The organism is Candidatus Allofournierella merdipullorum (genome assembly GCF_048426865.1).
GTDB classification, from domain to species: Bacteria; Bacillota; Clostridia; order Oscillospirales; family Ruminococcaceae; genus Allofournierella_A; species Allofournierella_A merdipullorum.
Map to the genome: position 1 here is coordinate 32,272 of NZ_DBFNWJ010000003.1, position 15,435 is coordinate 47,706.

At 64.2% G+C, this 15,435-nt stretch carries 12 protein-coding genes; 8 read left to right on the forward strand and 4 right to left on the reverse strand.

Translation table 11 applies throughout. The features are described 5' to 3' along the window. Nucleotides 1-203: 203 nt before the first annotated feature. Entirely contained in the window at nucleotides 204-575 is a 372-nt protein-coding gene (locus ACMNAY_RS00665) for a PH domain-containing protein (RefSeq protein WP_418718000.1), read from the forward strand. Nucleotides 576-639: 64 nt separating this feature from the next. On the opposite strand, the gene ACMNAY_RS00670 is transcribed toward ACMNAY_RS00665, so the two are convergent. Beyond that, nucleotides 640-1,611 (reverse strand): alpha/beta hydrolase, encoded by a 972-nt coding sequence (locus tag ACMNAY_RS00670; RefSeq protein ID WP_394977335.1) that lies wholly within the window; start codon nucleotides 1,609-1,611, stop codon nucleotides 640-642. Nucleotides 1,612-1,756: 145 nt separating this feature from the next. Here ACMNAY_RS00670 and ACMNAY_RS00675 point away from each other — a divergent pair, with 145 nt between their 5' ends. The 3 genes from ACMNAY_RS00675 to ACMNAY_RS00685 all read left to right on the forward strand — a co-directional run bounded on the left by ACMNAY_RS00675 (nucleotide 1,757) and on the right by ACMNAY_RS00685 (nucleotide 5,288). Beyond that, nucleotides 1,757-3,034 (forward strand): hypothetical protein, encoded by a 1,278-nt coding sequence (locus ACMNAY_RS00675; protein WP_418718001.1) that lies wholly within the window; start codon nucleotides 1,757-1,759, stop codon nucleotides 3,032-3,034. A 6-nt stretch (nucleotides 3,035-3,040) separates the two neighbouring features. Beyond that, nucleotides 3,041-3,745, forward strand: coding sequence for a DUF6320 domain-containing protein (locus ACMNAY_RS00680; RefSeq protein ID WP_418718002.1), 705 nt, complete (start codon nucleotides 3,041-3,043; stop codon nucleotides 3,743-3,745). A 190-nt stretch (nucleotides 3,746-3,935) separates the two neighbouring features. Beyond that, entirely contained in the window at nucleotides 3,936-5,288 is a 1,353-nt protein-coding gene (locus tag ACMNAY_RS00685; RefSeq protein ID WP_418718003.1) for an MATE family efflux transporter, read from the forward strand. 41 nt (nucleotides 5,289-5,329) lie between these two features. Here the strand turns inward: ACMNAY_RS00685 and ACMNAY_RS00690 are convergent, their stop codons facing one another. Further along, the gene (locus tag ACMNAY_RS00690) at nucleotides 5,330-6,088 is read right to left on the reverse strand and encodes a DeoR/GlpR family DNA-binding transcription regulator (RefSeq protein ID WP_418718004.1); all 759 of its coding nucleotides are present in this window, start codon (nucleotides 6,086-6,088) and stop codon (nucleotides 5,330-5,332) included. A gap of 185 nt (nucleotides 6,089-6,273) precedes the next feature. Between ACMNAY_RS00690 and ACMNAY_RS00695 the strand changes: the two genes are divergently transcribed. Beyond that, nucleotides 6,274-7,431 carry an iron-containing alcohol dehydrogenase gene (locus ACMNAY_RS00695; protein WP_418718005.1) on the forward strand — a complete coding sequence of 386 codons (1,158 nt, stop codon included), beginning with the start codon at nucleotides 6,274-6,276 and terminating at the stop codon, nucleotides 7,429-7,431. A gap of 78 nt (nucleotides 7,432-7,509) precedes the next feature. Here the strand turns inward: ACMNAY_RS00695 and ACMNAY_RS00700 are convergent, their stop codons facing one another. Beyond that, nucleotides 7,510-9,330 carry a DUF975 family protein gene (locus ACMNAY_RS00700; protein WP_418718006.1) on the reverse strand — a complete coding sequence of 607 codons (1,821 nt, stop codon included), beginning with the start codon at nucleotides 9,328-9,330 and terminating at the stop codon, nucleotides 7,510-7,512. Between the two features lie 271 nt (nucleotides 9,331-9,601). On the opposite strand from ACMNAY_RS00700, the gene ACMNAY_RS00705 reads away from it, so the two are divergent. Continuing rightward, on the forward strand, nucleotides 9,602-12,349 hold the full coding sequence (locus tag ACMNAY_RS00705) for an InlB B-repeat-containing protein (RefSeq protein ID WP_418718007.1): 2,748 nt from the start codon (nucleotides 9,602-9,604) through the stop codon (nucleotides 12,347-12,349). A 68-nt stretch (nucleotides 12,350-12,417) separates the two neighbouring features. On the opposite strand, the gene ACMNAY_RS00710 is transcribed toward ACMNAY_RS00705, so the two are convergent. Beyond that, a complete protein-coding gene (locus ACMNAY_RS00710) occupies nucleotides 12,418-13,254 on the reverse strand; it encodes a glycosyltransferase family 8 protein (RefSeq protein ID WP_418718008.1) in 837 nt (278 codons plus the stop codon). Between the two features lie 261 nt (nucleotides 13,255-13,515). Between ACMNAY_RS00710 and ACMNAY_RS00715 the strand changes: the two genes are divergently transcribed. Next, nucleotides 13,516-14,601: a Gfo/Idh/MocA family protein gene (locus ACMNAY_RS00715; protein ID WP_418718009.1), complete on the forward strand. Its 1,086-nt coding sequence runs from the start codon at nucleotides 13,516-13,518 to the stop codon at nucleotides 14,599-14,601. Nucleotides 14,602-14,608: 7 nt separating this feature from the next. Then, a complete protein-coding gene (locus ACMNAY_RS00720) occupies nucleotides 14,609-15,334 on the forward strand; it encodes a 6-phosphogluconolactonase (protein ID WP_418718010.1) in 726 nt (241 codons plus the stop codon). The last annotated feature ends 101 nt before the right edge of the window (nucleotides 15,335-15,435 follow it).

The following is a 15,435-nucleotide window of genomic DNA, read 5'->3' on the forward strand; positions in this document are numbered from 1 at the left end:
CCGGCCCGGCGGCAGTCGCCGTCCCTGACCTGTTCCAAGCATACCTTTTTCCCTTGCCAAAAACGGTTGGCCATACAACGAAAGCAAAAAAACTTTTTCTGCCGTCCGTCCGTTGGAAGAACAACCGCCTTTGGCGCCAAAACGCTGTATGCTGTTTACAGCAGGTATCCTGCTCAAAACAGCCGATCTTAAGGAGGATCATTATGACCGATCTCGAAAATATGCTTTTTCTCAAACTGCGCCCTGTGACCGACAGCCGCCTCACCGAACAGGTGACGCCCCTGCTGTGTGAGGGCGAGGCCATCCTGCAGCCTTTTCAGGGCCTGCGGGACGGCGTGGTCTTTACCGACCGGCGGGTGATCGCCGTGAACACCCAGGGCTTTACCCGCAAAAAGAAGACCTTCGTCAGCCTGCCCTACAGCCGCATCCAGGCCTTTTCGGCGGAATCCGCCGGCGTGCTGGATCTGGACAGTGAAATGCAGCTGTGGTTCGCGGGCCTCGGGCTCGTCACCTTTGAGCTGATCGCCGGGGCGGATGTCGCCGGCCTGGCCGGCTCATCGGGGAGGCGACGCTGACGTGACGCGGCGCAAAAAAAGGACCGGCATCCCTTGCGGGATGCCGGTCCTTTTCGTTTTGCGTTCAGAACAGTTCCAGCAGGAACTGCGCCACATGCTCCACCGCCCGGTCGGCCTGTTTAATGGGGAACATCTGGAACACGTGCCACATGTCCTCCCAGCACTCCATCCGGCAGGGCACGCCCTGCTCCAGCAGCCGCTGGTGCAACCGGGCGGAGTCGTCGAACAGTATCTCGTTGGAGCCCGCCTGGATCATCACCGGCGGAAAGCCGGTAAAGTCGCCGAAGAGGGGCGAGAGCAGCGGGTCGGTCCAGTCCATGCCGGGGGCGTAGGCGTCCCGGGTGGCCAGCATGTAGTCGGGGGTGAGGGTGGGGTCGCTCTGGGCCCGTGCGGTGAAGGATTCGCCGCTGAAGGTCATGTCCGTCCAGGGCGAAAAGAGCACCAGGCGGCGGGGCAGCTGGCGGCGGGAATCCCGCAGCATCAGGGTCAGCGCCAGGGCCAGATTGCCCCCGGCGGAGTCGCCCATGAGCACCACGTCCCGGGCGCCGTAGCCCTGCAGCATCAGGTAGTCCCAGGCTCTGAGCGCGTCCTCGCGGGCGGCGGGGGCGGGGTGCTCCGGAGCCAGGCGGTACTCGAAGCAGAGCACCTCATAGCCGGTGCGGGCCGCCACCTTGGAAGCAAGAGGCCGGGAATAGCCCAGATTGCCGCTGGTGTAGCCGCCGCCGTGGCAGTAGAGCACCACCTTGCGGGGGTCGTGGCCCCGCTCCGGCCGCACCCAGGCGGCGGGCATATCGCCCAGCTGGAAGGGTTCCCAGCTCAGGCCCAGCAGCGGAGCCGCCAGCTGGCCCAGGACCTTCTGGCCACGGCGCTGGCGGTCCAGCTCCTCCCAGTCGGCGGGGGCGGGCGACGAGGCCGAGCGCACGGTGCGCAGGGCTTTCATCATGGCGTTGGTCACCGCCTGTTCGGCGGGGCTGGGTTCGGAATAATGGGGCATGGGGATGTGCAGTCCGCCCCGGGTATTGTTGTTGTTTTCCATAGGTTTTCTCTCTTTCGGCGGGCCCGCGGCAAGCGGACGGTGGCTGATACCATAAGTATAGCATAAAATCGCGCGGAGTCATTGCCCCAAGGGGGCGTCGGTGCTACAATACAACTGAAAGCAACGTGAAAGGGGCGGGATGCAGATGGCACAGGCCGCGCAAAACTGGTACCGGCTGGACAACGCGGGCATGGTCTACTCGGCCATCCAGCGGGACGACTACTCGGCGGTGTACCGCTTTTCGGCGGTGATGGACGCCCCGGTGGACCCCCAGCGTCTGCAGCGGGCGGTCCAGCGGGTGATGCCCCGTTTCCCCGGGTTTCAGGTGCGCATCCGCCGGGGCGTGTTCTGGTATTATTTTGATTCCGACCCCTCCTTTGTGCCGGCGGTGGAGCCGGACATCGCCAATCCCTGCCAGCCCATCCGTTTTTCGTCCAAAGACCGGCTGATGCGGGTGTTCTATTACGGGCCGCGCATCTCCATCGAGCTGTTCCACGCCCTGGCGGACGGCGCGGGGGCGCTGGTGCTGCTGAAGACGCTGGTGGCGGAGTATCTGCGGCTGGGCGGTGTGGAGGTGCCCTGCACGGAGGAAGTGCTGGACCCGGCCCAGCCCCCCGATGCGGAGGAATGGGAGGACGCCTACCCCCGTTACGCCACCTCCCGGGCCCGGCGCAGCCTCAAGGCCGGCCCGGCCTACAGCTACACCGGCACGCCGGAGCCTTTTTACACGCTGAACGTCATCATGGGCCTCATCCCGGTGGACAAGGTGCACGCCGCCGCCAAGCGGTACGGTGTTTCCATCACCGAGTTTCTGGCCGCCGGGCTGATCCAGGCATTGATGGTGCGCCAGCGCAGCGAGGGCAGGCGGCGGGAAAAGCCGGTGGCGCTGGTGGTGCCGGTGAATCTGCGGCCCTGGTTCCCCAGCCGCACCCTGCGCAACTTCATCCTCACCGCCCGGCCCTTCATCGACCCGGAGCTGGGGGACTACACCTTTGCGGAAATTGCTTCGCAGGTGCACCATTATATGCGGCTGCACGTTACGAGGCAGGAGATGGCGGCCTACATCACCCAGAATGTGAGCCTGCAGCGCTCGCCGCTGCTGCGGCTCATCCCCCGCCCGCTGAAAAACTGGGGCATGGCGGCGGGATTCCGGATGCTGGGCGAAAAGCCCTATTCCACCACCTTCACCAATCCCGGGGTGTTCCGGGTGCCGCCGGAGATGGAAGCCCACATCCGCCGGGTGGAGATGGTGCTGGGGCAGTCCTACTCCGGCCACACCAACTGCGCGGCCATCAGCATGGGCAACACGCTGGCGCTCAGCTTTTCCGGCACCATGAAGGAAGCAGATCTGGAGCAGGATTTCTTCCGCTGGCTGGTGCGCGAGGGCGTGCCGGTGAAGATACTCTCCAACAGAAAGGACTGACGGACCATGTCATATTGCGTGAACTGCAGGGTGGAGCTGGACGCCGCCGCCCGTGCCTGCCCTCTGTGCGGCACGCCGGTGATCAATCCCCGCTGCCCGGTGGACGAGACGGCGGAGCCCGCTTTCCCCCTTGCCCGCCGTGAGGTGGAACCGGTGGACCGACGCAGCCTTGGGCTGCTGCTCACCGGCATGCTGGCCTCGGCGGCGGTGTGCTGCTGCCTCATCAACTGGCTCGTTTTCTTCCCCGCCGTGCCCTGGTCCGTGTATGTGGCCGGGGCGGCGGCGGTGCTCTGGGTCTGGGCGGCGCTGCCGCTGCTGGCCCGGGGCCGGTCCGTGCTTCTTTTCCTGCTGGCGGACCTGGCGGCCGCGGCGGGGATGCTGGCGCTCATCGCCGCACTCACCGACGGCTGGGGCTGGTTCGGGCGGCTGGCGATGCCCATTCTGGGCATCACCGCCCTCCTGGGCGCGGCTCTGGGCGGCATGATCGCCCGGCGCCGCTCGGGCCTGACCACGGCAGGTGTGTTCTTTTTGCTGCTCATCCTCTGGCTGCTGGCGCTGGAAGCGCTCATCGATCTCTTTGCCTTCGGCGCATGGCAGCCGGGCTGGTCGGTCATTGCCGCGGCGGCGGGTCTTGTAGCGGCGGTGTTCCTGCTCATTGTGCGGCTGCGGCCCCGCCTGCGGGAGGAACTGGGCCGGCGCTTCCACACCTGAACCTCCCTGTTCACAGTATACCTTGGACGGAGGGCAAAAGTCGGTTGGCTGCACAACCGCATCCGCCGGGGCTTGCGCATCCGAAAAAAAAGATGGTATAATCGTTTCGCTCCAATAGGGGCTTCGTTTGATACATTATCGCCAACAAGTGTATGCTTGCTGGCGATTTTTTTGTGAGCAGGAGGAACCCATGAACAACAACGCTTTGACGAAGAACGGTTTTCTGGCCGGGCCCATTCTGGCGCCGCTGCTGCATTTTGCCCTTCCGCTGGTGCTTTCGCAGCTGCTCCAGGCCTTTTACGGCGGCGTGGATCTGATGGTGGTGGGCCGCTTTGCCGGCACTGCCAGTGTGTCGGCGGTGGCGGTGGGCAGCCAGATCATGCAGGCGCTCACCGTGCTGGTGACCGGCCTGACCATGGGCGTCACCGTGCTGGTGGGCAAGGCGGTGGGCGCCGGCGACCGGGAGGCCGCCGGCCGGGTGGTGGCCGGCCAGGTGCGGCTGTTCGCCCTGGTCACGGTGGTGCTGACGGCGGGCATGCTGGCCCTGACGCCGGCCATCACCGCCTGGATGAACGTGCCCCCCGAGGCGGTGCCCGAAACGATGCGGTACGTGCGCATCTGCTCCGCGGGCATCCTGTTCATCACCGCCTACAACGGCATCAGCGGCATCTTCCGGGGCTTGGGCAATTCCCGCTCGCCCTTTTTGTTCGTGCTCATCGCCTGCCTTGTGAATGTGGTGCTGGACATTGTCTTTGTGGGCGTGCTGGGGATGAACGCCTCCGGTGCGGCGCTGGCCACGGTGATGGCCCAGGCCTCCAGCGTGGTGTTCTCTCTTCTGTACATGAGCCGCCATCCCCTTCCCTTCTCGGTGCGGGCCCAGTGGAACAAGGGCCGGAAGGCGGTGGGAGGCATCCTGCGGCTGGGCGCGCCCATCGCCATGCAGGATTTTCTGACCACCCTCTCCTTTCTCATCATCATCAGCATCGTAAACTCGCTGGGGCTGGTGGCCTCCGCCGGAGTGGGCATTGCGGAAAAGCTGTTCATTTTCCTGTCCATCACGCCGGTGTCGTTCATGTCCGCCCTGTCCACCTTTACCGCCCAGAACATGGGCGCGGACCAGCCGGCGCGCGCCCGCGCCGCCCTGTTCTCCGCCATGAGGGTCTCGCTGTGCTTCGGCGCGGCCATGTTCGCCCTCACCTTCTGGGGCGGCGGGCTGCTGGCCAGCCTGTTCAGCAGCGACACGGCGGTGATCGAAGCCGCCGCCCAGTATCTGCGGGGCAGCTCCGGCGAGAACCTCATCAACGCCCTGACCTTCTGCATGCTGGGCTACTTCAACGGCCGGGAACACACCGCCTTTGTGATGGCCCAGGGGCTGTGCACCGCTTTCCTCGTGCGCATTCCTTTGTCCTATCTGCTCAGCCTGCTGCCGGGCGCGGGTATGCTCACCATCAGTCTGGCCATTCCGGCCACCGCGCTGGTCAGCCTGGCGCTTTGCGTCGGCTATCTGACGGTGCTGCACCGCCGGGACAAGGCCGCCGAATAAAAAAAGCCGTGGGAACTGGTTCACAGTTCCCACGGCTTTTTTCAGCGTGCAATGAGCAGCCGGGTGTGCGCTGCATACGCAGAGCGCAGCGCGTCGCTGAGCCCGTCGTCGGTGATGATGCAATGGATCTTTTCCAGCGGACACAATTTATAAAGCGCCGTTTTCTCGAATTTGGTGTGCTCGCACAGGCAAAAGCTCTCCTTTGCCTGGCCGATGGCGGCGATCTTGGTGGCGGCCTCCAGCTCGCTGGCGGTGCTCAGCCCGAACTCCAGGTCCACCCCGTTCGCGCCGATGAACACCTTGTCGTATTTCATGGTCATCAGCTGGCTCACCGTGGTGGGGCCCTCGATGGTCTGGGCGTTTTTCAGATACATGCCGCCCAACAAAATGAGCACGCAGGAGCCTCTTCCCTGCAGTTCCTGGGCAATGCACAGGGAGTTGGTGATGACGGTGATGTTCTTTGCGGTCAAATAGCGGGGCATCATCGAGGTGATGGAGCTGGAGTTCAGCAAAATGACCTCGCCGTCCTTTACCTGCTGGGCCGCGCACCGGGCGATGCACGCCTTGAGCTTTTCGTTGTGGGAACTGCGCACCACATAGCTGAGGTTGGTGTCGGTCTCTTCCACGATCATCGCCCCGCCGTGGGTGCGTTTGACCAGGCCCTTTTTCTCCATGCCGGTCAAGTCCCGCCGGACGGTGGAGGGCGACACCCCCAGAATGGCGGCCAGGTCCCCCACCAGCATGGTGCGCTGCTCGGTCAATTCATTCATGATGCGTATCTGACGCTCTTCTTCAAACATGCGCTTGCCCTCCCTGCCGTGTCCTTTCTATAGTAGCACAAACCCCGCGCTCACGCCAGAATAATTTGAGCAGAAAAGATCGTTTATCTCTTGACAATCTGCTCATTTGCCGCTAAAATAATGGCGAAACGTGCTCATTTGTGCTCGTTTGCTCGTTCTTGGTCATTATTTTTGGAGGTGCAAGTATGCGGTATTATGATTATCTCAGTCCTTCCGTGAACTTCATGGGCCCCGGCTGCGTGAAAGAGCTGGCCCACAGATGCCAGCTGCTGAACATGAAGAAGCCCCTGGTCGTCACCGATGAGTTCCTGGCCAAAGTGGAGAACGGCCCCGTGGCACAGAGCCTCGCCGTGCTGCAGGAGGCGGGCATCGAGAGCGTCGTGTTCACCGGCGTGGAGCCCAACCCGAAGATCGAGAACTGCTACGACGGCCTGAAGGTCTACCAGGACAACGGCTGCGACTCCATCATCACTGTGGGCGGCGGCTCTGCCCACGACTGCGGCAAGGGCATCGGCATTGCCGCCACCCATGACAAGCCCCTGCGCGAATACGCCGGCATTGAGACTCTGGACAATCCCCTGCCCCCGGTGATCGCGGTGAACACCACCGCCGGCACCGCCAGCGAAGTGACCCGTCACTGCGTTCTGACCGACCGCGCCACCAAGCTGAAGTTCGTCATCGTGAGCTGGCGCAACGTGCCGCTGGTCTCCTTCAACGACCCGATGATGATGCTCAGCGTGCCCCGCGGCCTCACCGCCGCCACCGGCATGGACGCTCTGACCCACGCCATCGAAGCCTATGTTTCCGTGGACGCCAACCCCGTCACCGACGCGGCGGCCATCCAGTCCATCAAGCTCATCGCCGAGAACCTGCGCCAGGCGGTGGCCAACGGCGCCAACGTGAAGGCCCGCGAGAACATGGCCTACGCCTCCTACCTGGCGGGTCTTGCCTTCAACAACGGCAACCTGGGCTATGTGCACGCCATGGCTCATCAGCTGGGCGGCCAGTACGACATGGCTCACGGCGTTGCCAACGCCATGCTGCTGCCCACCGTGGAGGAGTACAACCTCATCTCCAACCCCGAGAAGTTCCGGGACATCGCCGTGTTCATGGGCAAGAACGTGGACGGCCTGTCGGTGATGGAAGCCGCCCATCTGGCGGTGGACGCCATGCGCGAGCTGGCCGAGGATGTGGGTATTCCCAGCGGCCTGGCGCAGATGGGCGTGAAGGAAGAGGACTTCGACCTGATGGCCACCAACGCCCTGAAGGACGGCAACGCCTTCTCCAACCCCCGCAAGGGCACCAAGCAGGACATCATCGACATGTTCCGCAAGGCGATGTAACAACACGATCCCTCTGAAAACGAACGAAGCCGCGCCGGGCGTCCGAATGGTCGCCCGGCGCGGCTGATTTTGTATCCGTCAGTCCGCCGCGCTGCGGGACACAGGGGCGGGCGGTTCGATGTCGGTGACGCCCCGGCCGGTGTTCGGCTCGAACTGGGACCAGACCGCGTCGCAGAGGAAAACCACCGCCGCCACGGAGCAGACCGCCATCATCTTTTTCCGGTTCACCCGGGCGAGGGCTTCGTCCAGCAGGGGCGCCAGCACATACACCACCGCGAGGCCGCCCACGCCGAACACCAACAGGCCTTCGGCGCAGATGCGGCCGTTCAGGTTCAAGAAGTAGCCGCTGTAGTCCCACCATTTGGTGCCGCCGGTGGCCAGCTCCAGCACAAGGGAGGTGCCGTATTCCAGCACACCGCAGAGCAGGATGGTGGCAAAGAAACTCAGCGCCGGGCGGCGGCGCAGCCGGTAGAACACCGTGAGCATCAGCACCGCGCCGGTGCCGTAGATGGGAAGCCAGGGCCCGTGGAGCACGCCCCGGTTCACCAACTGGCCGGTGGACACCAGATGCAGCCCCACCTCCCACAGCCAGCCAAAGACCGAGAGGCTCAAAAAGACGGCCGCCAGCGACCACACCGAGTAGCGGCGCATGTAGTTCAGCGACTCCACCAGCTTCTGCCGCTCCTCCTCCGGCAGGGGATACAGGCGCACCGGGTATGCCGTGCCCTCCACGTCGTCCATCAGTGCATGCAGGCGCACCTCGTCCGCCCGCTGCGCCTCGGCGGCCCGCTCCTGCTCCCGGGCAAAAAGCAGTATGCCGAAGTCGTCCGCCAAAAAGCCCCGCCAGCCTGTGAGCCGGGCCGGTTCCCGGTCGGGGGTGTTCATCACCCGGATGACGTCGGAGTATTTCTTCGCGATGGCGTCGGCCGGGGCCTTTTTATACAGATATGTATCCCGCAGGAGCCGGGCGTCCGGCAGGTCGTTTTGCAGTGCCTCGGCCCGCAGCTGCGCGTAGTAGCGGGTGAAACAGGCCACCTTGTAAGGGTTGGTGAACAGCACATCGAACAGGCCCAGAGTGAGCGCGCCCAGCAGGTCCCATCCCAGGAAGGTCAGCTCGAACACAAAACACTCCCACTTGTGCCCCCGCATCATCCGCCGGGACAGGGTGATGGCCTGGCGGGCGGTCAGGTCGGGGTTCTCCGCCACGATGTAGGGCACCAGGAAGTAGGAATAATGCTTCACCACCGCGCCCACCACCGTGAGGCTCCACAACAGATAGGCGCCGTATTTGACGAACATGACCCAAGCGGCCCGCCGCCAGCGCCGCACCCGCAGCAGGAACAAAAACCGCTGGGGCGTGACCCGGTCGTAGAGCATTCCTTCCAGAAAGACCCGGCGCATTGCCACCGGGAACAGGTTCTGCACAAAGAACCAGTAGACCGCCAGGCCCGCGGCGAACAGCACCACCAGCAGAGCGATGCCGCCGTTCTTTGAGCCGGTGATGGAGGCGGCCGCCGCCACCGCCGTCACCACGATGGAACCGGAGGAGATCTGGTTCACCAGCTCCGACAGCACGCCCCGGGTGCGGCCAAAGGCCGGGTCTCCCTCCTCCGCGGCGTCCACCGCGGCCTGCTGGGCCTGCGCGGCCGCATCCCGGCCCGCCTGCAGGTCATGTTCCGCGATGGTGGCAAGGATGCCCTCCCAGGAGTTTTCGGTCACCTGGGTCTTGAAGCCGGAGCCGGGCACCGCCGCGCCCAGGCTCTGCACCGACGAAAAGCCCAGCGAGGTGGAGAACTCCGCCCCCAGAAAGGCCGCGATGAGGCAGGCCGCCGCAAAGATGGCCCAGTGCTTTTTCAGGCAGACCTTTGCCTGGCTTTTTATTCTCTTTCTCTCTCTCATTGCCGCAACGCGGGGCCGGAAGGCGCCCGCTCTCCTCCCCTTCAGAGTCGTATAGACAGTATATGAAATGCCGCGCCAAAAGGCAAGCGTTCCCCCGCCGGGCCCGCTTCAGGCAAAAACCGGCAGCCCACCCAGCAAAAGACCTTTCCTTTTTTCAAAAAGGTATGGACAGCGGCGGAAAGTATGGAACAATAAGCTTCTTGGCAGGAATCATTCTCATATGCAGCCCGGCGCGGATGCCTCGCGCCAGAACATAAAAAGGAGACTCCCCATGCGAACTTTGCTGAAGAACCTCTGCGTCACGCTGGCCCTGGCGCTGGCGGCGCTGGCCTTGCCGGCGGGCGTCTTTGCCCTCGGGCAGGACGTGGACATCAATGAAACGAATTTCCCCGACAAAATCTTTCGTAACTGGCTGCTGGATGAAGGCAACCTGAACGGTATGGGCGCCGACGGCGTGCTCACCAGCGTGGAGCTGGCGCAGATCACCGCGCTGGACCTCTCCGATCTGGGCATCGGGGACTTGACCGGCATCGGTCATTTCGCCGCGCTGGAGCAGCTGAACGTGAACAACAACAGGCTCGCCAGCCTGGACCTGCGGCAGAACACCCGGCTGCGTTCGCTGTACTGCGCCACCAACGTTCTGGAACACCTGGACGTCACCGGCTGCCCGGAACTGGTGGACCTGAACTGCGAGCGCAACAGGCTCACCCGCCTGGACCTTTCCGGCAACCCGAAGCTGGTGCAGCTTTACTGCCGCCACAATTCCCTGGAACAGCTGGACGTGAGCCGCAATCCGGAACTGGTGTTCATTGAGACCTTCGACAACAGCCTCACCAGTTTTGACTGCACCATGCTCAAAAAGCTGGAGTTTCTGCACATCGACTACAACAAGCTCACCACCCTGGACATGAGCAGCAACCCCGCGCTGGCGGGCAACGGCTTTGTGGCCGCCAACAATCATCTGACGAGCCTTGTGCTGCCCGATGTTCCGGGCATGACGGTGGAAGCCGAGGTCTTTTATGAGCAGAACCCCCTCACCGGCTACGACAATGTGGAGTGGTATCTTGATCCCTCCTTCACCCGCCCTGTGAGCCCGGAGGATGTTCTGCCCGCCAACGGCCAGACTCTATTCGCCCGTTGGGTGCCCAATCCCTACACCGTGTATTACCGTCCCAACGGTGGCCAGGGGAGCATGGAACCCCAGCCCGCCGTCTACGGCACCTCCTTTGCCCTGACCCCCAACGCCTTCACCCGCACCGGCTACACCTTTGCTTCCTGGCACACCTACAGCGACGGTGTGGGCGGCGTTACCTACCTGGACGGCGCCGTCGTGGAAAATCTGGCGGGCAAAAACAGCAGCCTCACCGCGGTGTATCTCTACGCCCAGTGGCTGCCCAACACCTACACCATCCATTTCGATGCGGGCAGCGGCGAAGGCTCCATGGAGGACATCACCGCCACCTACGATAAAAGCGTGACCCTGCCAAACAACGCTTTCACCAACACGGAAGGTGTGTTCCTGGGCTGGGCGCAGAGCGACAGCGCGGACCAGCCGGAGTATTTCGCCGGCCAGTCGGTGCGCAACCTCACCGCCGAGAACGGAGGCAGCGTGACCTTCTACCCTGTGTGGAAACCCCTTTCCGCCATCAAGGACAGCTTCCAGGCCGCGCTGGACACTCTGAAAGGCAGCTACTCTTCCGCCGATTACTATAACGAGGACTGGGCCCTCATCGAAAATGCCTACAACACCGCCAAAACCGCCATCGACACAGCCACCGCCGAGCAGGTGGAGTCTCTTCAGCAGACTCTGAACGAAGCGGCCCAGGCCATGAGCATCGTGCCCACCCGCACCGCCCGGGCCGAGGAGCTGGCCCAGCACTGGGCCGCTCAGTTCGCCTCCATCCTCGGCAAGCTGAACGCCCCGGTGAGCATGGCAGACCGGGTTGACCGCCAGGCGGATGTGGGCGACGCGCTGCGCGGCTCCGCCGCAAACGCGCTGGCCGCTCACAGCCAGCTTTCCGACCCGGCCAGCGCCCTGGCCGCCGCAAACGAGGCCCGCGCCCTGCTGGAAAGCCAGCTGACCCGGCTGCAGGCCATGGAGCGCGCCCTGGGCTGGATGGGGCAGGCCGAGGACTGGTACGGCAAGCCCATGAGCTTGGCCACCTCCGGTACCGTGGATGAACTTGCCGCGCTGGAGCAGAGCCTGAGCGAGCTGGATGCCGACGCCCGCTTCTTCTGCGACCCGGCGGCGGTGAGCTCCATTTCGGAGAAGGCCCGTCTCGCCCGGGAAAAGCAAGAGGCTCTGAAAGAGCTGGAAGCGGAGTATGCCCGTCTCATCCAGTGGGACTACACCGAGCAGAACCTCAAGCTCCTGGACGAGACCGCCGAGGCCTCCGGAATGCCCGCCGCCCTGCTGGTGGGCGGCAAAGTGCAGCTGGAGCAGGTGGACCCCATCCCCAAAGCGCCCTCCGTGACTGTCTGGCCCACCGCCGCTCCCCTCACCAAGGGGCAGGCATTGAGCGCCAGCGCCCTCACCGGCGGCAAGGCTGACGTGCCCGGCACTTTCGCCTGGAAGGAGCCGGATGCCCGGCCCCAGTCCGGCGGCAGTTTCACGGTGGTATTCACCCCATCGGACACCCGCCGCTACAAGCCGGCGGAACAGGCGGTACAGCTGACGGTGCAGGAACCACCTGCCACTCCCAGCCCCCTGCCCACCCCGGTCCCCACGCCTGTCGTGACCCCCGCGCCCACTGCGGCTCCGGGCAGCGCGGCTACCCCCGTCCCGTTGAAACCCGCCGCTACGCCCGCGCCAACTGCCACGCCGGCGCCTTCCCCGTCGGCCGCGCCTTCCGCCAGCCCTGTGCCGGAGAGCACCCCCGCCGGGACTCCTTCCGTCGATGCTGACGAGCCCGCCGCAAGCGGCGCGCTGCCCGGCTTTGCTCTGCCCCTGCTTGTGCTGGGCACAGCCGCGGTGATCGCCGCCGTGGTGCTGGTGGTGCGCGCACGCCGCCGGCCCTGAACATAATCACAAAAGCAAACAGACCCTCTTCCGGGCTTCGCGGAAGAGGGTCTGCCTTTTTTCACCGTTCAGTTGCCCAGATAAAATCCTGTGCGCCTGGTCATCTGCATGTAATGCTTATACAAAATGCCGAACCGCCGCAGGTAGCCGGGCTGCCAGGGTTTGGATTTGCCGCAAAAGTGCAGGATGCCGGTGTTGCGCATCACCCAGTCCATGTCGCACACGCCGCCGCTGCGCAGAAGATAGGTGTTGTAGTTGCGGGCGTCGTAGTTCCAGAGGGTGTCGTCCAGCTCCAGAGTCCTGTCACCGTAGAGGGCGTTGAGGATGTCCTGATCCGGCAGCAGCAGCGCCTTGCCCTTCTCCTCGGCGTAGCGGAAGATGTCCTGCGGACGCACCTGCGCCCGGGCGGCGTTCAGGTCGATGAGCAGCACGCCGGAGTTGAAGTACTTGCAGTCGGTGCCCAGCCGCACCTGGTTGATGTTGTTCATCAGGCCGGTCTTGCCGGTGTGGGAAGCGGCGGCGAACAGCCTGCCTTCCATCGGCGTTTCCCACAGGGGGCGCAGGGAGTTGAGCACCAGGATGTCCGGGTCGATGTAAAGCACACGGTCCAGTTCCGCCGGCAAAAAGCACCCCGCCAGCAGCCGGTAATACATCTCCTGGGGATACTGCCGGGTCACGGGGGCCGAGTCGAACACCGCCCGGTCCACCGTCAGGCAGCGCAGGGTCACCCCCAGCCGCCCGCACTGGCGCTCCACCGTTTCCAGCGTGCCGGGGGCGATGCCGCTGTGCAGCAGCCACACCGTCAGCGGCTCGTCCGGGTGGGCGGTGCGAAGCGAGGTCAAAAGCACCTGCAGCGGCGGCAGGTACTTCTCGTTCAGAGTCACAAGAATGTTCATCTCGTTCATTCAGCTCGGTCCTCCTGTGGGCGGCTTTTCGCTTTTTTCTTATAGTACTCCATTTTGACCGCCGTTTCCACCATCCATTCATCACTCTATGCCGGCCCCGAATCCGCAATGCCGCTTCCCGCCTTGTCTCGCACGCATTTGCCGTCATTTTGCACAATTTTGTTTATATAAGTTTATTATTGCTCGTTTTTGCAATTTATGTTACAATCTGGATTGGGAATGTTTACTTTCCCGCTGAGATAAAAAAGGAGGGTCTTTTCCATGAGCAAGACAAAAGTCGCCCTGCTGGGCACCGGCTTCATCGCCAATATCCACGCTGAGAGCTACGCCCGCTTTGTCCACGACGCAGAAGTCGTGGCGGTCTATGGCCGCGACAAGGCCCACGCCGAAGCCTTTGCCGCCGCCCACGGCATTCCTGCCGCCTACGGCGACATCGACGAGCTGCTGGCCGCCGAGCAGGTGGACGTGGTGGACATCTGCCTGCCCAACTACCTGCACCATGAGGCCTGCATGAAGGCCGCCGGCGCGAACAAGCACGTCATCATCGAAAAGCCCCTTGCCCTGACGCTGGAGCAGGCGGACGAGATGATCGAGGCCTGCCGCAGCCGCAATCTGAAGCTGATGTACGCCGAGGAGCTGTGCTTCGCGCCCAAGTACGAGCGGGTGCGCGCGCTGGTGGAGGCGGGCGCCGTGGGCGATGTGTACATGCTCAAGCAGGCCGAAAAGCACAGCGGCCCCCACAGCCGCTGGTTCTACCAAAAAGAGACCGCCGGCGGCGGCGTGATGATGGACATGGGCTGCCACGCTCTGGCCTGGTTCCGCTGGATGAACAAGAACAATCCCGTCAAGAGCGTTTACGCCGACATGAAGACTGTGCTGCACAAGGCCACCACCGACTGCGACGACAACACCGTCACCCTGGTGGAGTTTGAGAACGGCGTGACCTGCATCGCCGAGGACAGCTGGGCCAAGCACGGCGGTATGGACGACCGCATCGAGGTCTACGGCACCAAGGGCGTTTCCTACGCCGACCTGTTCCGGGGCAACTCCGCGCTGACCTACAGCACCGACGGCTACGACTACGCCAGCGAGAAGGCCGGCAGCTCCCTGGGCTGGACCTTCACCATCTTTGAGGAGGCCTTCAACCAGGGCTATCCCCAGGAGTTGAGCCACTTCATCCGCTGCGTGCGGGAGGACGAGACCCCCTGCGTCACCGGTGAGGACGGCCGCGCCGTGCTGGAGATCATCTACGCCGCCTACGCTTCCGCCAAGAGCGGCGCGAAGGTGAACCTGCCCTTTGAGCCCAAGGGCCTGAAGTACCCCATCGAACTGCTGCTGGGGGAATAAGTCCGAAATGAAGAAACTGGTTTTTGACACGGCGGAACTTGCCGCCGGCCACGCCGCCGACACGGTGGCCGCGCTGCTGGCCGAAAAGCCCAACGCGGTGCTCTGCCTTGCGGCGGGGCACACCTCCCTTCCGGTGTTCGAGGCCTTCTTGCGCCGGGGGCTGGACTTCTCCCGCGCCCGGTTCGTCGGCCTGGACGAATGGGTGGGCGTCGGCCCCGAGGTGGAGGGCAGCTGCGCGTCCTTTCTGGAACGGAACTTCTTTTCCAAAGCGGGCGTGCGGCGGGAGAACATCCGCCTGTTCAACGCCCTCGCCACAGATCTGGACGCCGAGTGCGCCGCCGTGGAGCGGCAGATCGAGGACTGGGGCGGCATCGACTACCTGCTGCTGGGCATGGGCATGAACGGGCACCTGGCGCTGAACGAGCCGGGCGACTCCTTCGAGCGCACCGCTCATGTGGCGGAGCTGTCCGAGACCACAAAAACGGTGGCCCCGAAGTATTTTTCCGCCGACATGCCGCCTCTGCGCCAGGGCATCACCCTGGGCGTGGCGGATTTCCTGCGGGCGCGCCGGGTACAGCTCACCGTGTTCGGCGCGGCCAAGGCGCCGGTGGTGGCCCGTCTGCTGGAACTGGGCCCCACCACCGACCTGCCCGCCACCGCTTTGCATACCCTGCCCGAGGCCGAGCTGCTGCTGGACGCAGCGGCTGCCGGGGCGCAGGGCGCTGAGCACTGATATCCTCACGCCGGGCATCTCCCTTCCCGGCTGTTCTCCGGCAGAACGGCGCCGCCGTCGGGCGGCGCCGTTCTGCTTGTTGGTGCGCGGTGGTCGGAGGC